At 50.7% G+C, this 19,693-nt stretch carries 22 protein-coding genes; 10 read left to right on the top strand and 12 right to left on the bottom strand.

The window, feature by feature from the left end; all coding sequences use genetic code 11:
• Positions 1-4 precede the first annotated feature (4 nt).
• The 7 genes from QOY30_RS01915 (at position 5) to QOY30_RS01885 (ending at position 6,995) form a co-directional block, all read left to right on the top strand.
• Positions 5-1,510 (top strand): nitrilase-related carbon-nitrogen hydrolase, encoded by a 1,506-nt coding sequence (locus QOY30_RS01915; protein ID WP_283742953.1) that lies wholly within the window; start codon positions 5-7, stop codon positions 1,508-1,510.
• Positions 1,511-1,619: 109 nt separating this feature from the next.
• Positions 1,620-2,597, top strand: a complete 978-nt coding sequence (locus tag QOY30_RS01910) for a sensor histidine kinase (RefSeq protein WP_283742952.1) — start codon at positions 1,620-1,622, stop codon at positions 2,595-2,597.
• Positions 2,594-3,334 (top strand): LytR/AlgR family response regulator transcription factor, encoded by a 741-nt coding sequence (locus QOY30_RS01905; RefSeq protein ID WP_283742951.1) that lies wholly within the window; start codon positions 2,594-2,596, stop codon positions 3,332-3,334. Before QOY30_RS01910 ends, QOY30_RS01905 begins: the two co-directional genes overlap by 4 nt.
• A gap of 279 nt (positions 3,335-3,613) precedes the next feature.
• Positions 3,614-4,102 (top strand): hypothetical protein, encoded by a 489-nt coding sequence (locus QOY30_RS01900; protein WP_283742950.1) that lies wholly within the window; start codon positions 3,614-3,616, stop codon positions 4,100-4,102.
• Between the two features lie 632 nt (positions 4,103-4,734).
• On the top strand, positions 4,735-5,469 hold the full coding sequence (locus tag QOY30_RS01895; protein WP_283742949.1) for a DUF2971 domain-containing protein: 735 nt from the start codon (positions 4,735-4,737) through the stop codon (positions 5,467-5,469).
• Positions 5,470-5,473: 4 nt separating this feature from the next.
• Positions 5,474-6,340, top strand: a complete 867-nt coding sequence (locus QOY30_RS01890; protein WP_283742948.1) for a DUF4238 domain-containing protein — start codon at positions 5,474-5,476, stop codon at positions 6,338-6,340.
• Between the two features lie 7 nt (positions 6,341-6,347).
• Positions 6,348-6,995, top strand: coding sequence for a hypothetical protein (locus QOY30_RS01885; RefSeq protein WP_283742947.1), 648 nt, complete (start codon positions 6,348-6,350; stop codon positions 6,993-6,995).
• A gap of 373 nt (positions 6,996-7,368) precedes the next feature.
• Here QOY30_RS01885 and QOY30_RS01880 read toward each other — a convergent pair whose 3' ends face one another.
• From QOY30_RS01880 to QOY30_RS01860, 5 genes are all read right to left on the bottom strand, one after another.
• A complete protein-coding gene (locus QOY30_RS01880; RefSeq protein ID WP_283742946.1) occupies positions 7,369-7,851 on the bottom strand; it encodes a GNAT family N-acetyltransferase in 483 nt (160 codons plus the stop codon).
• A 120-nt stretch (positions 7,852-7,971) separates the two neighbouring features.
• Positions 7,972-8,298, bottom strand: coding sequence for a cupin domain-containing protein (locus QOY30_RS01875; RefSeq protein WP_283742945.1), 327 nt, complete (start codon positions 8,296-8,298; stop codon positions 7,972-7,974).
• A gap of 102 nt (positions 8,299-8,400) precedes the next feature.
• The gene (locus QOY30_RS01870) at positions 8,401-9,171 is read right to left on the bottom strand and encodes a haloacid dehalogenase type II (protein ID WP_283742943.1); all 771 of its coding nucleotides are present in this window, start codon (positions 9,169-9,171) and stop codon (positions 8,401-8,403) included.
• Between the two features lie 95 nt (positions 9,172-9,266).
• Positions 9,267-10,154: a GNAT family N-acetyltransferase gene (locus tag QOY30_RS01865; protein WP_283742942.1), complete on the bottom strand. Its 888-nt coding sequence runs from the start codon at positions 10,152-10,154 to the stop codon at positions 9,267-9,269.
• Positions 10,151-10,777 carry a cysteine hydrolase family protein gene (locus QOY30_RS01860; protein WP_283742941.1) on the bottom strand — a complete coding sequence of 209 codons (627 nt, stop codon included), beginning with the start codon at positions 10,775-10,777 and terminating at the stop codon, positions 10,151-10,153. The genes QOY30_RS01865 and QOY30_RS01860 overlap by 4 nt, the downstream gene beginning before the upstream one ends.
• Before the next feature lie 106 nt (positions 10,778-10,883).
• Between QOY30_RS01860 and QOY30_RS01855 the strand changes: the two genes are divergently transcribed.
• Positions 10,884-11,855 carry a helix-turn-helix domain-containing protein gene (locus QOY30_RS01855; RefSeq protein WP_283742940.1) on the top strand — a complete coding sequence of 324 codons (972 nt, stop codon included), beginning with the start codon at positions 10,884-10,886 and terminating at the stop codon, positions 11,853-11,855.
• A 147-nt stretch (positions 11,856-12,002) separates the two neighbouring features.
• On the opposite strand, the gene QOY30_RS01850 is transcribed toward QOY30_RS01855, so the two are convergent.
• Both QOY30_RS01850 and QOY30_RS01845 read right to left on the bottom strand, forming a co-directional pair.
• Positions 12,003-12,308 (bottom strand): DUF1330 domain-containing protein, encoded by a 306-nt coding sequence (locus QOY30_RS01850; protein WP_283742939.1) that lies wholly within the window; start codon positions 12,306-12,308, stop codon positions 12,003-12,005.
• 119 nt (positions 12,309-12,427) lie between these two features.
• Positions 12,428-12,895, bottom strand: a complete 468-nt coding sequence (locus QOY30_RS01845; protein WP_283742938.1) for a nuclear transport factor 2 family protein — start codon at positions 12,893-12,895, stop codon at positions 12,428-12,430.
• A gap of 88 nt (positions 12,896-12,983) precedes the next feature.
• On the opposite strand from QOY30_RS01845, the gene QOY30_RS01840 reads away from it, so the two are divergent.
• On the top strand, positions 12,984-13,556 hold the full coding sequence (locus tag QOY30_RS01840) for a TetR/AcrR family transcriptional regulator (protein WP_283742937.1): 573 nt from the start codon (positions 12,984-12,986) through the stop codon (positions 13,554-13,556).
• A 396-nt stretch (positions 13,557-13,952) separates the two neighbouring features.
• Here the strand turns inward: QOY30_RS01840 and istB are convergent, their stop codons facing one another.
• The 5 genes from istB to QOY30_RS01815 form a co-directional block, all read right to left on the bottom strand.
• Complete coding sequence (istB, locus tag QOY30_RS01835) at positions 13,953-14,741, bottom strand: IS21-like element helper ATPase IstB (RefSeq protein WP_283742936.1); 789 nt, start codon at positions 14,739-14,741, stop codon at positions 13,953-13,955.
• Positions 14,742-14,752: 11 nt separating this feature from the next.
• The gene (gene istA, locus QOY30_RS01830) at positions 14,753-16,273 is read right to left on the bottom strand and encodes an IS21 family transposase (RefSeq protein ID WP_283742935.1); all 1,521 of its coding nucleotides are present in this window, start codon (positions 16,271-16,273) and stop codon (positions 14,753-14,755) included.
• Positions 16,274-16,486: 213 nt separating this feature from the next.
• Complete coding sequence (locus tag QOY30_RS01825; protein ID WP_283742934.1) at positions 16,487-16,747, bottom strand: tautomerase family protein; 261 nt, start codon at positions 16,745-16,747, stop codon at positions 16,487-16,489.
• A gap of 20 nt (positions 16,748-16,767) precedes the next feature.
• The gene (locus QOY30_RS01820) at positions 16,768-17,076 is read right to left on the bottom strand and encodes a DUF2917 domain-containing protein (RefSeq protein ID WP_283742933.1); all 309 of its coding nucleotides are present in this window, start codon (positions 17,074-17,076) and stop codon (positions 16,768-16,770) included.
• A gap of 50 nt (positions 17,077-17,126) precedes the next feature.
• Complete coding sequence (locus QOY30_RS01815; RefSeq protein ID WP_283742932.1) at positions 17,127-17,561, bottom strand: MarR family winged helix-turn-helix transcriptional regulator; 435 nt, start codon at positions 17,559-17,561, stop codon at positions 17,127-17,129.
• A 390-nt stretch (positions 17,562-17,951) separates the two neighbouring features.
• Here QOY30_RS01815 and QOY30_RS01810 point away from each other — a divergent pair, with 390 nt between their 5' ends.
• Positions 17,952-19,049: a hypothetical protein gene (locus QOY30_RS01810; protein ID WP_283742931.1), complete on the top strand. Its 1,098-nt coding sequence runs from the start codon at positions 17,952-17,954 to the stop codon at positions 19,047-19,049.
• Positions 19,050-19,693: the final 644 nt, after the last annotated feature.

The raw sequence follows: 19,693 nt of genomic DNA, 5'->3' as shown, positions 1-19,693 counted from the left end.
TGTTATGTACATGATCAGTCGCGCGATCTCCACATTCATTGATTCGGACAGATCTCCGGCGAAGGCTGCGCAAGAAGCAGGCAGCAGTCTCGGAGCGCAAGTGCCGACGTGGGTTTGGCTAATGCTTGGCATCGTGTTGACCGGGCTTGCGGGTAATCGCTGGAATATTGCCCTGCTCGGCTGGGTCGCTCCTGTTCCTTTTCTGGTCGCCGTGCAGCGGCTATACGGCTGGCGCGGAGCTGTGCTTCTATTCCTGACATTGAATGTGGCGTGTGCGCTGCAAGTGCTCAAAATTATTACTGCGCCGTTGTCCGCTCCCATGGCGCTCATGTTCAGCATCCCAGCGGCGGTATCCTTGTGGCTTCTGCTAATGATGTGGGTCTGGATATGCCGGCGCTTGGGTAAAGTCTGGGGCTTGTACAGTTACGTTGCGCTCATGACAATCGGTGACTGGTTCGCCTTTGCGTTTAGCTATTCTGGAGCATGGCCAACGTCGGCGAATTCGCAGCTCGACAATTTGCCATTGTTACAACTGGCATCGCTAGGCGGGCTTTCACTGATTGGTGCATTGATGGCGTTGGTGGCCGGCAACATTTTTCTGGTAGTCGATTCGCCGACACCTAAAGCGTATTGGAGCCATTACGCCTTTATGTCAGTCGTTTTGATTGCCGCGCTTGGATGGGGCTCCGTTCGCTTGGACAATCTGGATCTTGGTCCGACTATCCGGGTGGGCGGAGTCATCACTCATCTAGGTCTCGGCCAAGGCACGCCGAGCTCTGAGAGACTCTCAGCCAACACCGACGATTTGTTCGCACGGAGCGAGGTTGCGGCGCTACGCGGAGCACAGATCGTTGCATGGAATGAAGTGGCTACTTTGGTCAAGCCAGATGGGGAAGCCAAACTGATAGAGCGCGGTAAGGAACTTGCACGCCACAGTGGAATTGATTTCGTCATGGCATACGGCGTTCTGCTGCAAGAGTCACCGCTACTCATCGACGACAAATATGAATGGTTCGGTCCTGACGGTGAAATTGTTGAGGTATACCGAAAACATCACCCGGTGCCTACCGAGCCTACATTGAAGGGGGATGCGCCGATCCGTGTACTGCAACGCCCCTGGGGCCGCGCTGCGGGAGCGATCTGCTACGACTATGATTTTCCTGCCCTTGCGCGCGCACATGCGCAAGGTGGCGCGGGCGTGGTGATGGTTCCTGGAGGTGATTGGCGCGGCATCGATCCCTACCATACCCTTATGGTTCGTGCGCGCGCCATTGAAGGGGGCATGGCGGTGGTGCGCGTAGTTCGCGATGGCACGTCCATGATGTTTGATCAGTATGGCAGGGTACGTGCCAGCCTGGGAGCCTGGGAGGGCAATGAGGGTATCCTGATCGGCACGGTGCCCACACAGCACGTCAAGACGCTTTACACTTTTTTGGGAGACTGGCCCGCAGTGGTTGCCTCCGGATTTCTGTTGGTTGCTTTGGCGGCTATAGCGCGCCGCCGCTCGTGAATAACTGTCCTTTTCAGTGTCATGATTCGAGGGCTGCGGTGCATTAAGATTGGGGTGCACAATGAATTTGAATATTGCCGAGCCGTGAATACCCGCAGATAATTGCTCGATGAAAAATGCTCTGATCTACTTGGCCTCCATTTTCACATTCAACACCGCGATTGCCGGGGTGCTGAGTATGTACCTTGGGCCATTCTGGTTCGAGTTCATCTATTCGCAATGCATTGGACTATCAGTCCTATCAAGTATCGCCTTGACCATTTTTGTCGTGCGGCCCGGCCTTATGCGCTGGGTAGCGCTATGCATCACGATGCCGGCTGCGGTTGCGCTCGGCATGACACTGTCATTTGCGACCAGCGGTGTCGGCAGCTGGCACAACCAGAACGCATGGAACACCATGGTAATAGGCTTATTCTTCGGGCTTATTGGCGCAATCACGCTGCTGCTCGGGGAGCGAATCGGATTCGAGATCGAACAGCGCAAGCACTTCAAAGCGGAAAGTGAGAAGCGTGAGATCGAGGCTCATCTTAAGTTGCTTCAGGCACAGATAGAACCGCACTTCCTGTTCAATACTCTGGCGAATGTTAGCAGTCTGATCGATAGCGATCCAACAGTCGCCAAGAAATTGCTTGAGCGCCTTAACGAATGGCTGCGAGTTGCATTGGCCCGGGCCAGGAGCGATGTCGCAACCTTGGGCGACGAGCTGGACATGCTAGAAAACTATCTGCAAATACTAAAAGTCCGCTTCGGTGACCGCCTGATATGGAGAATAGACGTGACTGAAGATGCCCGAGAGACGGCCTTTCCACCGATGCTGCTACAGCCGTTGGTGGAAAATGCCGTGCGTCACGGGATCGAACCCAAGATTGGTGGCGGTGAAATTGGCATCCATGCGCGGATTCAAGACGCTTCGTTGCATATTAAAGTTAGCGATACCGGTGTGGGCTTTACAAACAACCATGCAAGTGGGGCGGGCCTGTCAAACGTCAGCGCGAGGCTGGAAGCGCTGTTTGGTGATGCCGGTAAGCTGAGGCTGGAAACCAGAAGTGGATACGGGGTGACCGCAACCCTGGAGTTTCCCGCATGAAAGCCGTTATAGCAGACGACGAACCACACCTTGCAGAGGACCTACGTCGCCGATTGGCATCCCTATGGCCAGACTTGCAGATCGTCGCCGTGGTGCATGACGGCGTTGCCGCTGCCGAGATCCTGAAAGAATCCAAACCCGACATGGCGTTTCTCGACATTCGAATGCCAGGACAGAGCGGCTTGGATGTTGCGCGCTCGGCAAATTCGAATTGCAGACTAGTATTTGTCACGGCGTTTGATGACCATGCCGTGCAAGCCTTCGAGCATGCTGCGGTTGACTATCTATTGAAACCAGTCTCAGATGAGCGGCTGGCTCGCTGTGTCGATCGCCTGAAGCAACGTAGCGAGATTGAACCTGACGCTGTGCTGGCTCGGTTGCAACACCTATTGGCGACGCCAACCAAATCAGAATATTTGCGTTGGCTGCGGATACAGGTGGGGCAAACGGTCCGTATGGTCCCCTTGGAAGAGGTGTGCTATTTCCAGTCTGCCGACAAATACACGAGTGTCCTGACACGCGATGCCGAGCTTTTACTGCGTACGCCGCTCAAGGAGTTGCTGGTACAGCTGGACACAGATCAATTTTGGCAGGTTCACCGCGGCACAGTGGTGAACGCACGCCAAGTCGTCCTTGCTCATCATGATTTGACGGGTAAGGTTAAACTTAGCTTGCGTGACAGACCGGAAAAGGTAGCGGTTAGCAGAAGTTATGCGCACCTGTTTAGGCAGATGTGACCCATTCAAGGACCTGCTCAAAGTTGGTCTCGTAACAATAGCGCTGAATTTTAGATGCTCAAGCGGCCGCTTCCTGGCGAGCATTATGGCAACATTGAGTACTGCTGCGTGCCAGTAGGAGACATTCGTTCCTGCCCGTACTATTATGCATATGAGGAACAAAAATTTCGATGGGCTTAAATGAATCAATTGGTTATCGAAAATATGCTTTCCACACTAATTTCAATAGTACAGACCGGTGGGTCTGGTGAATAACTGTTATGTTTTCAGGAGCCACCGTTGAACGCAGCCGAATTTTTTAAGTGGTTTACACCGATAATTGTTGGCCTGATATCGGCTTATGTTGCTTCATCGCTTGCGCTGAAAAAGTTTAAGAAAGAGAAGGTTTGGGATGAGCGAAGGGCCGCCTATAAAGAAGTCATCGAATCAATAGAAGAAATTATTCACTGGTCAGAACAGTTGCGCGCATCACACTGCTGCGAGCCCACCATTGGCCGTGAAGGTGACGTGGATGCTTCGCTGAGAAATTTAGCAAAATACAGTGCGACAGGTGCTCTGATTTTTTCAGAGAGCTTTCATGACATATTGAAAGACGCCAACGGTAGAATCCACAGGATTATGTTCCAAATCGACGATGAGAGTAAGCCGGACTTAAACTCTGAAAAAGAAATGGCTGAATGGCGCTTTGTGCACGCAAGTGAAATGAGGAAGGTACTGGAGGAATGCCTGCCAAAACTAATTTCTGTTGCAAAGAGCGAGCAGCCTTGAAGCATAACCAGGCAGTCAACGGGACTGTTTTTCCGCGCCGCCTTTGGCTCCGCTCAAAAGCGGCCCGTTAGCTTGGCGTTATGCTTGCCCATCGCTCATCTCAACACTTGGAGACTCCTAATGACTGCTCATTCTGATCCTGTACACGTCATTGACTTTCGGAACACCTCAAATTGCACAAGGATCGAGTACGCAAAGCCTGGCGAAGAGCTCAACATCCTCGTGCGATCGGAACGACCTACTGATTCCCCATCCATTCGAGCCAAGGGTAAGCGAAGTGAAGATGGTTCGACATTTGAGGTTACCGTGGCAACGGAACACGGAATCGAATCCCACTCGTGGACTTGGGCGTTCCTTCAGGATGCTTTGCGAGTACACCGAGGAACTCCCGGGTAAACCGTAGTGAAAAGCATGCATTGCCCTACGCTCAAGTTCGCTCCCTTCGGTCGCTGGGACGCGCCTGCGGCGCGTCCCTCAATTTGAACGTTATATATTCTGAGATCACCTATGGATTTCTCCAAAGCATTTAAACAGATATGGTGGTTGATTCTTATCGTCACTATCGGGGTGTTCTTGCATGATCGCTATTCATTATTGATTGATGGAAAGGCGGTAGCCAGCAGGGGGCGGTGATGAGTGATGATTATCTATACTTCAAGTTTAAGCCAGTCAACAAGTACCTGATTGAGTCACTGGTCAAGCCGAGCTTATATTTTCCAACACCAGACAAAGTAAATGACCCGTTCGACTGCCGCTTGGACATACGCAAGAGCTTCCAACGTGCCGCAGAAGTAGCTACAGGAATGCGTCGAAACAGTCTTCTGGCAGCTTTGAATTCCGGGATCCTACTGGAAATGTTTTCAGGGCAGTTCCACGAAATCGGAGTCTGCTCATTCTCTTTGTTGGAAGGAAGCTTTGACGAGCCGCTACTGTGGTCGCATTATGCCGATTCGCACAAGGGGGTGTGCTTGCTGTACCGATTTCCTGAGGCTTTCCTTGACGACCCGAAGAAAATAATCGGAGTGGATAGGGTGCAATATGGAACAAATGTCTTGACAGACTGGCTGGTGAACTCTGACGTTCAGCCGAGTGAAGGTGATGACTTTGTAACTGGACTGATAAGAACATACCTTACTTCCAAGAACAAGCCTTGGGAATATGAAAAGGAGGCTCGAATCATTCGGCCTACACATGGTGCATTGGACATCCCTCATGGATTCCTTGAGCAGGTTTGCTTTGGCTTGCAGACACCTAAAGAGGATATAGACCTTGTTACAAAGCTTGCAAGGGAACACAGCGGATGTAAGAGGTTTGTCAGAGCAGTTCCCGGCGATACTGATTTTGGCATTACCGTAATGGAATTGTAGGTGCATGATGGTCACAACAAATGAGCCAAGAAATCACCACTACGTTCAAGCTGCTTATCTACGAGGCTTTGCTGACCAAAGTGGCGTTCTTCACGTCTATCTCAAGAGCCATAATCGTTGGTTCAGGAATATACCTAAAAATATTATGTGGAAGGACGGTTACTATCGTCAAGGTTGGCTGCCCGAGGGAGAGGACAAGAATATCCTCGAAAAATCCTTTGGGTCTAGCATTGAGCCAAAAGGGTTGAGTGCTCTCCAAAAGCTGATTGATTCACCGGATGCACTCGATAGCGGTGATATGGAGGACATCATCGCCTACATTGACCTGCAAAGATTGCGGGTTCCTCGACAAGCGGATTTGCTGAATTCCTATTCAAAGAAAACCTTCACGAGCGAAGAGCTTATTGCATCTGGACTTGAGGATGAAAACTATTTTCGTCTCGACTTCTTGAAGTGGATGCACGGCCAGTCTAGCCCATACCTGTCTAGAATGAGGTGGCACCTAATCAGAGTGGACGAGGGGTCATCCTTCATCACCAGTGACTCTCCGATTACTCTCATTAATCAAGGCTTCAAGCCTCCCGCTGAACCGGGCCTTGGTCTATATGGGACAATCGTGCTCTTTCCAATTAACAAGTATTATCTCCTATATCTTGGTCATCCAGAATTCGCACGTAAGGAGAAAGGCGCGACTGAAAGGCTTCCAGATGATCTAGAGATGCAGGATACATGCGTTCAGATTCGACGTGGCACATGGCCCAAAGAGATGGTTGAGGCTGCAAATTGCATAATCTGCGACCTCTCACACAACGCAGTTGTGGCAGACAGCAAAGAGGTGCTGGAAGCCGCAGTATTCAACTCGAAGGCTTGATACAAATATGAAATTTCGGCGCGAATCTCTCATCAAGTTCTATGATGAACCAAAGTCATGGACACCTGAGATTATCGGACGTGGTTCGCATGTATCGGCTATAACGGGTCTCATTGGCGAAGACCTCATCATTGCGTTGCTTCGCCATTACTGGAAAGCCCAAAACATTGACAGCAATATCTGCAGCTATCAATGCAACCAAGGCAAGAAAAAAGGCAAAAGGCTTGATGCGTGGCTATTTAGCAATTCGACTCTTTTTCAGGTTGAGGTCAAGAACTGGTCTGGGCATTCTTTAAGCGGGTACAACCTTGCCTCAAATGCGCTCGCTAATGAGCTCAAAGCTTTCGCTACGAAGCGATGGAAACACTACTTCGAAGAAACTGCCGGGTTGCCCTTGGAAATTGCGAAAGTATTAATTCCGATGTTAAAGCCAGAAGAGTATTCCTCCAAAGAAGTAAAGAAACTAATTTGCTTCTGGGCGTACATTGTCGATGAAGAAGGCGAACCATATAGCGTAAAACAACTTGATGGCGATGAGATACACGTGTTTTCAGCCTCAGCATACCTGCGAAGCCTTAGGGATGAAGTAATTGAATTAGAAATGCCGAGAGCAAAGGCAAGGCTTTCGCTATTAGAGGCGCTTTTCGCAGAATGACCACGCCTAACCGTTAGTCAAGAGAGTCTGCTTTGGGGAGTCTCGACTGACTGGAACGGGTCGGTAGTGCTACTTGGCTAACGACCGCTATACGGCGAGCTGTTTAACTGAATCGCCACTGTTGGCTTTAGGGCGGTGAGTATGGAGTGGTGAAAGGCTGGTCGGTGCCATCAACAGACGGTCACGCACAACTCGGGGAGTGCCCGGTTTTCGGCCTTATCGGGACTGTGACAGTTTGCTAAAAAGGCGATCGGCTCAGCCTGCGGAAAGGTCCGCTTTCAAAATTTACAAACTACCACTTTTAACGGCGGTCTCAACCGGTCATTCGCTTTCGCGGATATGCGAGGAGGACCTCCTGGCGGCAATACAATAGTTAGCGATTTATATCCAAATTTTGTCTCATTTTTCGACCACCGACAGGAACGAGGCCATTATTCTGATAAAAACTTATTGTCCGATCAAACTCAGGCAGTGGTGGTGTACATAATTCGATACACGACCAAGCACGCTTTTGTCCATAACTTCGAACCTGCTCTATCAGCACTGCCCCGACACCTGAAGAGCGAAACTCAGGAATAACATAAAACTCCTGTATTACTCCAATCTTTCCGCCGGCATATAGAGCGTAAGTCTCAGCGATTGTCGAAACAGCAACGGGGATATTATCTGCCCAGCCAATAATAGCCGCATAGTGGCCTGCCGATAACAATTCTTCACACCTCTGAACTGTACTTTCCAAATCAATATCGAAATGTTTTGCATTAGTACGCTCACAGATTTCCTGTGTAAGCTGGACGACCATTGAACCGATAATTTTTGCTTTGTCAGGCGTTGCTTGCGTAAATTCTAATTTCATTCGAGTTCTCACTGGAGATGGCTAACGCTTGAAATATCCGGCCGCTGAAGCGCACAGCACGGAGATAACCCAACTGCGCAGCTATAGGGCTGGGTGATAGATGGGTTATGTCGTATGGGCTCACCCCTCGGGGAAGAACACGAAGATTACGCAGCCCTGCTCTGACTGAGGAATGTGCGCTGAGCCAACAGGATTATGAATGAAAGTACCTGCCGGATAATCGTGGACACCGTCGTTAAACACGCCAGATACCACGTAGACTTCTTCAGGGCCAGGAGAGTGGGTATCGAGCGTCGTGAACTTGGATCCCGGGTCGATTTCGAGAATTTGGGCTTTGGCGCCGTTCGTGCCCTGCCAGAGGATGCGCTTACGAATCCCCGGCAAGATTTCCTTCGCGGGAAGGTTTTGCCAATTCGCCGAAACTACGCCTTCAAGGTCAATTACCATCGCTCTCCTTTGACTAATGCAACATAACGACTCTAAAATCTAATTATAAGGAAACACAATATTTTATGTTGGTTCTATGTTGCTACGCGCTACCTAACTATTTCAACTTGAAGCTTTTACGAAGCCCACCAAATCAATTAAGTTTTTCCCTACTGAATCAGGGACAGAGCCAAGCTTTTTTTCGGGCATATTAAGACGATTGACCCAGAAAGTGGGGTAGCCGAATGACTTTGCGCCAGACGCATCCCATCCAGCAAAAGCAACGAAGAGAATTTCCTCACGTTTCAGATTAAACGCATCTATCGCCATCTGGTAAGCACGCGGATCAGGTTTATATGTTTTTATCTTGTCGGTACTAAGCACATGCTCAAAGACGCCCTCAAATTGGGAGTTCTTGATACCAGCGTCGAGTATCTTCGTTGTTGCGTTGGACAGGATCGCTAGTCGGACACCGTCATTTTTTAGTGACTGAAGGGCTGGGGTGACATCTGGCCACGCCTTGAGCGCAAGATATGAACCCATCAGCTGTTTTCGTTTATCTGGTGTCAGATCAATCTTCAATATTTCGCATGAATATTCTAAAGCTTCTTCCGTTGCCTGCCAGAAATCAGCATAGTGGCCGGATAAGGCATGTAACCACTGGTACTCGAATTGCCTAGTACGCCATGCGTTGCTGAGTTCAGTGCCCCTACCCGGAAAGAGCTGCTCCGCAAGTACAAAGACCGGTCGTGGATCAAAAATCGGAAAGGCATCGAAAGCAATAGCTTTGATTTTTGAGTTTGTGGTGGCATGAGCTAAAGATGTTGAAGCCATAAGCCCTGTTACAACACCTGCGGTTACCAATCCGAGAAATTCACGACGATCTAATAACATGACGACCCCTTTCTGTAAGTTATTTGAAGGAAACTATTTTGTTCTGCTACATTATTGTGAGTTAAGCGCTTAGATGCTATTCATGTGTTGCGCATTTATCGACCTGGCCAAATGAACTCTATTCGGATACCACTAGGCTCATAACACATCATGTGTCGCGTAGGCCCGTTTCCCATCATCTCCGGTGAAAACTCGATTTTTACGCCACCCTTTACTAGTCGGTTATAAACGCCGCTTAAGTCACATTCATTTTCAACCTGAAATGCAACATGGTGCAGTCCGACATTTTTATCTTTATCGAATTGGATTGACGGTTCTTCTTTGGTTGCCCACAGAGTAACCATCATCTTGCCATCGCTGACATAGATGGCCGGATAGTCCTCATTTCTGCGTACTATTTTCCAGCCTAGCAAGGAAACAAAAAAATCTGCACTTTCTTCCAGTCTTGAAACTGTTAGACCGATGTGATGCGCCCCTTTGGTGATTGGTCTGAAATAGTCTTTGCGCAACAGTTCCATCTTCAGGAAATCAGTCAGCTTATTGTTGATAAGCATTTGGCATTCACCACAGTGGGAGAAATTTAGCCGCTGGTACAACCCAATCGCTCTCGGGTTGTTTTTGCGAACGATGAGATGAACACGTTGCAGTCCGATTTCATCGAACCCTATCGACAAAGTCCTGGCGATGATGGTTCGGCCCAATCCCTGACCAGTTTTGTCCTCACGCAAAGCAACGCGAAATTCAGCCTCGCCTTGTGCGGTCGGGGAAAGGATAGTGAATGCGATCAATTCACCTGACTGCTCTGCGACATAAATCTGTGTATTCGGCTGGTCACGGAACTCACCGAGCCAGCCATCTTGCCGCAACGCATAGTCCAGATCGGCAAACTCCGCTGGATAGGCCGGCCAGTTTTCGATGGTGATCTCATCTTGCTCCGCGAAAGCACGCAATTGAATCTTGTCATTCGCTTTGAATTGATTCATACAGCTACTGCCAGGCCGCGAGCGCGGCGGTTAGACCGGTAGATCGAATCCCGTTCCGGCTTGGTACCCTGTTGCAACATCTCGACCCATTCGGCAGTTGACATGACCGCCGCAAAGCGCGATTGCAGCACCACGCTCATCACCCGATGTATTTCCTCCGCCGTTGCCCGACCGGCACGATTCTCATACGGCACCGAACCGGAGGCATCGCTTATGAATTCCACCTCGAAACCACTATGGAAGGCATGCAGCATGGTCGATAGATCGCAGTTGTGGGTCATGTAGCCGATCACCGTGACGGTATCGATGGTGTGCTGGCGTAGCCATGCTTCCAGGTTAGTCCCCGCAAAAGCACTGGGGAGTTTCTTAGAAACATAATGGTCATAAGGACGCGAAGCAACGATCTCATGCAACGCTACTCCTGCAGAGCCTTCGGCCATGAATGGAGCATTGGGGGGCAGGGTATTCTGCACGACCACCACCGGCATCGCAGCAGCGCGAGCCGCATCCATTACTGTCTCGATATTGCGCAATGAATCTTGCACCTCGGGAAATTCAATCGGCAGCTCTCCGCCAGCGTAATCATTCTGGACATCGATAACAATCAAAGCACGGCGTGGCATAGCGGTCTCCTTACGGGTTGATCAAAACGAAGTGGGCGAAGTATTTCCGGCTTTGCCTTTTGACATAAGTGGCCTGAATGCCATTTTCAGATACAATCGGGCCATTATGAAAAAACCTGCAAGAAATTCGGATTCGTACGCTGTCATCGCTTTCAATGGCATCAGTCCATTTCACTTGTCAGTGCCGTGCATCATTTTTCGCCCTGACGCCAATAACAGTAAGGTGCCCGATTTTAAGCTTAAGGTGTGCGCGGCTGATCACTCTCCCATACAGACCAACGCCGGTTACGCGATCCATGCCACACACAGTTTCGCAGCTCTCAAAGACGCAGGAACGGTCATCGTACCGAGCTGGCACGACACCGCTGAGTTACCGCCAAAAGCGTTGATCGATGCGTTGCGCAAAGCTCATCAGCACGGCGCCAAAATCGTCAGCTTTTGTCTCGGCTCATTTGTGCTGGCTGCGGCAGGACTGCTGGACGGTCGCAAGGCAACCACCCATTGGAAATGTGCGGCTGAATTGGCAGAGCGTTATCCGCTCATCGATGTAAAGCCTGATGTTTTGTATGTGGATGAGGGGGACATCGTTACTTCTGCCGGATGTGCCACAGCCATAGACTGCTGTCTGCATTTGCTGCGTACGGAGCACGGCGCCGAAGTCGCAAATCACATTGCACGACGCATGGTCGTTTCCCCATTTCGGCAGGGAGGGCAGGCTCAATTCATCGAACAACCCATATTCAGCTCGGTTACGCCGGATCGTCTTTCTCTACTGATGGATTGGATGTCGCAAAATCTGGATGCTGCGCATACCTTGGACGATCTAGCAGAACGGGCATTGATGAGCCGCCGAACTTTTACGCGCCGGTTTCGCCAGATGACAGGAACAACCGTTGGGGAATGGTTGCTGAACCAGCGTTTGGCCTTTTCGCAACGCATGCTTGAAACGACCGACACGTCAATCGAGATAATTGCAGAAACGGCTGGGTTTGCTTCGCCAGCGATATTCCGCCGTTGTTTCGGGCAAGCATTCAGCATTAAACCTTCAGCCTATCGCAAAGAGTTTCGCGGCGCGTAGAGAAGTACTTGGGGGAGATAACGTCCTCTATCGGAAAAAATTCCGAATAATCATTCCTCGGCGAACTATGGTGGATTGCTGAAAAGGCTATCTGTTCAGGCCACAGGGATGTCCACACCCGATAGCGGACTTAATGCTTACGTGAATTCAAGATGGTTGTGGACCTTCATATCCTTCAAGGATAACAAGATCCATAGCAGCCGCATCTAGGCGAAGTTTTATGGCCTCTTGATATTCAGGAGAGTGCCAACAATCGACTGCGGCTTTGTACGAAGGAAATTCGACTATAGTATTGCGAGACCGAGTATTACCTTCTGGATTCTCGAAATTACCCGCTCTCGCCAAGAATTTTGCTCCGTATTTCTTTAGCGCTGAACCGTTGGCTTCTGCATAAGCTTTAAATCGTTCAGGCTTAGTTACATCTACACGAATTACCCAATATCCCTTTGTCATAGATTTCCCATGTAGATTTAATTGATATTCACTTCCGGGGAGCTCAGATTACGAATGTATGTCTCTAACGTATAGCAGACATGGATCAATGAGGGGATACACTCAACCAGGTAAAGCATTCACAATTCCAAGTCACTCAATCCAGGATGATCTTCTGGGCGGCGACCAAGAGGCCAGAAATATTTGCGCTCTGACTCCTTGATTGCAAGATCATTGATGCTGGCGTAGCGACGCATCATGAAACCTTGGTCGTTGAATTCCCAGTTTTCGTTGCCATAGGCACGAAACCACTGACCGGTGTTGTCGTGATACTCATAGGCAAATCGTACGGCGATTCGATTACCGGAACAGGCCCACAACTCTTTGATTAAACGATAGTCCAGTTCCTTCGCCCACTTGCGCACGAGAAACTGACGAACTTGTTCGCGTCCGACAGGAAATTCTGCACGATTACGCCAGCGTGTGTCGTCAGTGTAGACAAGCACAACACGATCCGGATCGCGGGTGTTCCAGGCATCTTCGGCCAAACGTACTTTTTGGGCGGCGGTTTCTTGTGTAAATGGTGGGAGGGGTGGCTTGGCTTCCATAATTAGCTCCGCAGTAATTGTTATGTAGACAAGTCTGTCCACATCGACAAGTCTATACATTGTAGACAGACTTGTCTACAATCAACTCATGCAAGCTATCAATATCCCTAATTTACAGATTCCCAGCGCTCGTGAACGCATCCTGCTGACGGCGCACGATCTCTTCTATCGAGAAGGAATCCGTGCGACCGGAATTGACCGTGTCATTGCAGAATCAGGTGTCGCAAAAGTCACCTTCTATCGCCATTTTCCGAGCAAAAATATCCTCATTCTTGAGTTCTTGGAGTATCGACACTTGTGCTGGATGGCATGGTTCATCGATGCACTGCAACGTTACGGTGGTGGAATTAAGGCGCTCTCTCCTGCCTTGGCCGAGTGGTTTACTGATCAGAGCTTTCGCGGTTGCGCCTTCATCAACAGCGTTGGGGAGTTGGGCACGATCCTACCTGAAGTCGCAGAGATCACGCGACGTCATAAGGAAGAAATGACAAATGTCATTGCAAATTTACTGCCAAATTCTCGGCACCGAAAGCAGGATGCGCAGGCTTTGGCCTTAGCGGTAGACGGAGCAATTATCCGAGCGCAGTACGATCAGACGCCGGATGCAGCTCTGTCGGCGTTGGAAGTAATCCAGAAGTCACTCCTGACCATCAAGAAATGACATGGACGAGGTAGATCAGCGTCCTCCCCCATCCTTCAGAGCCGTCATTCAGGTGTGTCTTCCAATCAGGCTACGCGACGATAGGCACTCGGATTATCTGACCGGGTTATGATATCGGTATTCCTGTGTCTCTCCACCATATCCGTATGACGTTGCACGTACATCTTCGACATAGATGTAACTCACTTCATGAAGGTCGCCAAGCAACCTACTGAATGCATCGAACGACTCGCGTATATATTGTCACTTTTCGGCATTAAGGCGCCACTGATTTCCGCCGTAATGGCGCCACTTTGAAGTGCCAAATCAGGGGCTCAAACTGGGGGTAAAGAATGCGTGAAATGAGCTGTTTTTGCAATCGCATTTTCACTCTGTTTTGCTGCTGGTGTAGCTGTTTCAGGCTTGAGTAGGTTTGCCTCCTTTCCCTGTCGGCGTTTTTGACCTTTCCGGCATTGGCTTCGGGTCGCGGTAACTCTCTCCATCCAGCACCACGCGATACGCACCGTGGCGCAATCGGTCCAGCGTCGCTGCGCCGATCATTTTATTTGCGGCGAATGCTTCACCCCATTCATCAAAGTCGAGATTGCTGGTCAGAATGGTGGCGGCACGCTCGTAGCGTTCGGCGATCAAGTCATGGAAGTCTTCATCTTCAGGCGAACGCAAGGGTTTGAGTCCGAAATCGTCAATGATCAGCAGGGGCACTTTGACCAGGGATTTAAATCGCCGCGCATAATTGCCAGTCGCCTGAGCTGCGCGCAAGCTGCTCAGGAGCTGGGTTTGCGTGATGAACAGCACGTCATAGCCCTGGCGTGCAGCCGCATGACCCAGCGACTGCGCCAGGTGACTTTTGCCGGTGCCGCACGGACCCACAATCAATACGGCGACTTTCTCTTCAATGAAACGGCAAGTCGCCAGATCATGGACTGCCGAGCGGTTCAGATTGGGAAGTCGGTCGAAATCGAATCCTTCCAGTGTTTTTTGGTTACGGAAGCTTGCACGTCGTAGTCGCATATCCAGTTTCTTTTGCTCCCGCCGGGCGACTTCGTCATGAATCAGCAAGCTGAGGAAATCGGTGTAGGCCAGCTTGCGGTCGATGGCTTCGCGGTTGCGGGCCTCGAGTGAGTCCAGAATGCCGGACAGGCGCAGTTGTTTGAGCAGGGGTGTCAGTTCGGGAATTGGATGCATGATGGTAGTCCTCATTGAAGAATGGTTTGGGTATCGCGGCAGAATCGGCCGCCTTGGGTGTATGTGGTGGCCAGTGCGTCGAAGGCTGCCAGCGGCGCGAGCTGATCCAGTCCCTTCTCAAGAATGATCTTGACCACCTTGTAGCCCGGCGTGCCGTAATGGTTGGCGCGCTGGCAGGCCGCTTCCAATCTGGCTGCGCCGTATTTCTGTTTGAGCCGCAGCACGCCCTGTACAGCACGCATCTTGATCAAGACATGGTCGCCGAACATGGCATGCACCATGGCATGGCAGGCCGGACCAATCTGCAAGGCCGATTTCAAACACCACTGTGTGTCCTGCATTTGCCACGCCTGCGCTTCGGGCGGCATATGGTCGGTCACGGTGTCGCGCAGCCCTTTCCCCGTCAGTCGCACATGGCTGGCAACCGCTTCGTGTTCGCGGTACAGCGTCACCATGGTGCCGGTCGCCTTCAACCACAGGTCGCATCCGATCAGCCGGAACGGCACCGAATAGTGGTTGGTCTCGTATTGGACGTGCGCGTCACGGTGGACTTTGACCTTGGCCCAGCTGGCCAACTCAGGTGGAACGCTGGGCAAAGCATTGAGCAGGCTTTTCTCCACCTCGGCGAAGCGTTTGAGAGGGGCTTCGCGGGTCGTGCCGTGAATGCGGTTGCCCGCCTCGTTCATCACCCACGCCTGCAACTGGCGGTTGGCGTCATCCAGATCGCGGAATTCGCGCAGCGGCAGGAAACTGCCCTTGATATATTTGACGCCTGCCTCAACGATTCCTTTTTTTTGTGGATCCCGTGGAGGACAAGGATCGATTTTGAACGCATATCCTTCCGCACATTCGGCATACGCCCGTTGCACATCCGGCTCATAGACGCAGGCTTTGGTGATGGCGCACTTGGCATTGTCGATGATGACGCGTGAGGGTACGCCCGAGAACGACTCAAACGCACGCCGATGGCAGCCCAGCCATGTCGCCACGGTCTGGTCGCGGACAAACTCGGCATACTGGTGACGCGACCAGCACAAGGTCATCACGAAGAACCAGGTCTTGAAGATCTCGCCGGTGTACACATCGGTGATGAGCGGACCAGCACCGAAATCAACCTGAACCGCTTCGCCAGGCTTGAACGTCAGGCGTAGCGGAACATCCGGCTGCTGCAGGGAAACGAGTTGCCCCAGAAAGCGATACATCGAGGAATAACTGCCGGTAAAACCGTGATTGCGCACCAGCGTGGCGTGGATGGTGGTGCCCTGAATACCGGCCGCATGCCACTTGGTGATCTGATCACGCCAGGGTTCCAGCGTTGAAATACAGCTGACAGGCAATGCCTCCCTGCGCTCAAACAGCGTGGACAGCACTCCGTCATCGGGCAAAGGAAACTCGGGGGCAAGCCAGCCACGTTCGCTGGCGATCTCGCGAACCTGTGCGAGTTTTTTGCGTCCCATCGTTTTGGACCGGGCAATATCCCGATCAGAATCGCCTTGGCGCATGCGCACCAAAACATTTCGGTACTGATACATCTCGAACCTCCGTTTAGTCACAACCTCTCCCGGCAAAATGCCGGAAGTCTAGTTGCTTAATGAAAGTTCGAGCCCCTGATCAGGGTTCAAAGTGGCGCCTTAACGCCGGAAATCCTGTGGCGCCATTACGCCGGAAATAAAGTGGCGCCTTTATGCCGACAATCTACTGGCTCCTTAATGCCGGAAATGAAATGGCTCCCTAACGCCGAAAGTTCACATATATTGAGCCTTTTCCGCTTTGGTATTGGTCTCGTCAGTGATCTTGATATCGAAATAGATGCTATGTTTGCCTAGTTCAGACAGCGACTTTCCACCAATAATCCAGTCATCCGGGTCGACGTATTCAATAGCGATGGATGTAACTTCCGGCTTTTTGTGCAAGATCCGCGCCGTTAATTCCGACAGGATGCCGGAGATGGACTGGGTAAGATCCGTTGTTTTCTTCGCACTGACTTTGACGTTCAGGATAGGCATATTATTTCCTTTCTAGTTAATTAGCTATGCAACCATATGGGCCGAAAAAGGCGGGAAAACCAAACAAATCGATTTCCTTCATGGATTGTCTTCGGTTCCTCACTGACCAGGAGGGCTGACCCGGATGGCATACCTTGTATGAGAGTCAGTCCATTGCTGAGGATGCGTAGCCGTTCTCCCTTGGCTAACAAGAAGTCATCTGCCAGTCCTTCGACTGTGAGCCAGATTCTGCCTTCTGTACATTCCAGATGGACATCGCGCGCGCCTCTAAAAGCGATCTTCCTTCCTTCTGCTAGCTCAATCACCACATTTCCTACTGCAATCTGCATGATTTTTACTCCTGTAGTTAGCTATGCAACCATATGCAGCAAAAAAATACTCACTTAAGGGCGGAGCGCACATCCCGAATCTTGGTTACTGTGTCAGCAAAAACGTCCGGTCCCAACAATTTCTTAAGCCGCTTACTGACTTGAACGCTCGCTTCATTCAGTGACGCATGCATGGCGATTGCAGGTGCCGTTGGATAGATGGCCTGTTCACGCCCGTCACGTTCGGTGCTTCGGCGTTCGATCAATCCCTTTTCCTTAAGACCGTCCAGTGCCCGGGTCGCTGTCGGCCTGGAAATTGTCATTGCATCGGCAAATTCGCATTGCGTTAAACCAGGCCGATCCAATACAGCTCGGAGCAAAAATGCCTGAGGTGGCGTCAAGTCGAAAGGTTTAAACGCCTGGGCCCACTCACTTTCGAGCTGGCGGGCTAGTGACGCAGTATTAAAGTACAGGCAATGATCAAACATGGAGGCAATGTATATCATAGTAATTAGCAATGCAACTATTATCACTAGCATGCTGTGGTCTAGATACAGGTCTATATATTCTTTGTAGTTGCCGGGTCTATCGATTTAAAGCAGTATGCCGGACTGACTCCGGGCGTGAAGCGGACAATGCAGAGAACATCTATCAATAGAATTCCAATGAGGTCATCTCGCGAATGCTCAGCTGACTGACAACTCAGTAGCCAAATTTGAAGCGCTGGCTGGTTACGTCTATTGAAGGACAGAGAGAACTGAATATCAAAAATGGACCGAAAGCTTAGAGTAGTCATTGATAAAACAACTTGGCCTGGACCCGGCGTACGTCCACTGTTCCCCAAATCTTTCACGAGTGGTCAAAGCTCTTACGACTTGAATATACCGGCGATGTTGATGATGATCGGATACTTAACAACTCCGACGTCGTCAACGGGCGTCTCGTTGAGCGAATTTTGGGCATGGGTAAGATATCTTGCTGCTATTTCGCATGAGGATAATTTGAGCCTCACCCATAGTTTTGCGGAACTCGATGCCCATCAAAAAACCATTCTAAGTGACGACTTTGGCATGGGTGTGCCTGTCCTTTGGTTATGCGGAAAGCTCTCGCTGGAGCATATTGTCGATGGAAGGTACTTCATGCAAAAGATTGCGGCCTCAGTTGGCGCAACTCAACGGCGAACCGCGAAACGCGGACCGAACAAGACGCCCGATTTCGTGGCACGAGATACGGCAGGACGGTGGCACGTTATCGAATGCAAAGGTACTCAATCGGGTTCGGAGTTTGGCGAGAAGCAGCTTGGCATTAAGGGGCCACCGCCCACGGGTGGGGTTGCTCAAAAATGCGCGATCAGCTTCCCACCCGGCCATACTGGGCAACGATTAGTATGTGGCCTGAGCATTGACGTTGAAGGCGGAACAGGAAGCGTTCTCAAGATCGTCGATCCCGAGCCGGAGGATCCATTTGAAATTAGTGCCAATCAACTTATGTACGCTGACGATGCAATCAATCGCGGAGTAATGTCCAAAGCTCTCCGAATGGCGGGTTTTGAAGTGACTGCCGAGACAGTTGCTTCTCCGTTCGGACGCCGACCTGATGAGAAGCGTGAAACATCGCGTAGGGCAGAGAGTGCACGCAAACAAATGGTGGAGGAGCGGGACAAGAGATCACGGAGCGAACTTCGCGACGACGTCGAACACAGTAATTTGTTCGACGGAAAGTTCCGAGGCCGGGAGATCGCGATTGAACTTCCACGTGGGATCATGGTGAACGGAAGTCCAGTTAAGATGGTCATCATTAGACAAGGAGTCAACCGCGACGCATTGGAGGAACTTGAGCGAAGGCCGACCATTGAGGAACTTGCCGACGAAGAACACGCGTCGTGGACACGGCTTATTGGTAGGAGTGTGGTGGAGTCAGACGGACCATTTGCGACAATGCGCGTCGGCGAGGTCTTCCGCTCTGAAATCATTCTGAAGAGTCACGATGGATAGCAGCTTGACCCGGTAGCTGCTAGCGGATCGCATCACGTTGGAATCCTTGTCAACCGGTTCAGTTAGCAGAGCTTTTGCAAAGCTACTGTAGTCTGTCGAAACTTCCGGTAAGCGAACACTCGAAGCTCACCGAATCAGATTACCTGCGACCGTCCGCAATGGCTGAGAAGTGTGCCTTCATTGAAATTCTCTTGACGGTCCGCAAGGGGTCGGTTGCCGACTGATGAGGACGGTAGTAATTTTCAATCTCGACTGACCGCTTCGCACACACATACCAGTCATAGGTCAGTCTGAACGCCACCGGCAGCAATGGCCGAGGAGGAGACGGTCGGGGTGCCCAGCCCGAGCTTCCGCTTAGGTTGACTGCCTACACACCGACTCAACTAAAGCAAGCGTCTGCAGTTTAGATTACACCCGACAGTGGCCATCACAACTCGTAGTGTACAAAACGCCATTCTGCAATCGGGTTTTAAATCGATTCTTGGATGCTACAGCCCAATTGAAAAATAATATGGGCGTTAAACGGGGTTTTGCGAGTGTTGAAGCTTTAAAGACAAACTGATTTTGATTCTTTTCCTATAATTGGTGCTCTTGGAAGAGATTCAAACGTGTACCCCGTTATGTAGCTAATCGAAACTAGGTTA

This window comes from Sideroxydans sp. CL21, from assembly GCF_902459525.1.
GTDB lineage: Bacteria > Pseudomonadota > Gammaproteobacteria > Burkholderiales > Gallionellaceae > Sideroxyarcus.
This window is presented reverse-complemented; position numbering and strand designations above follow the sequence as displayed.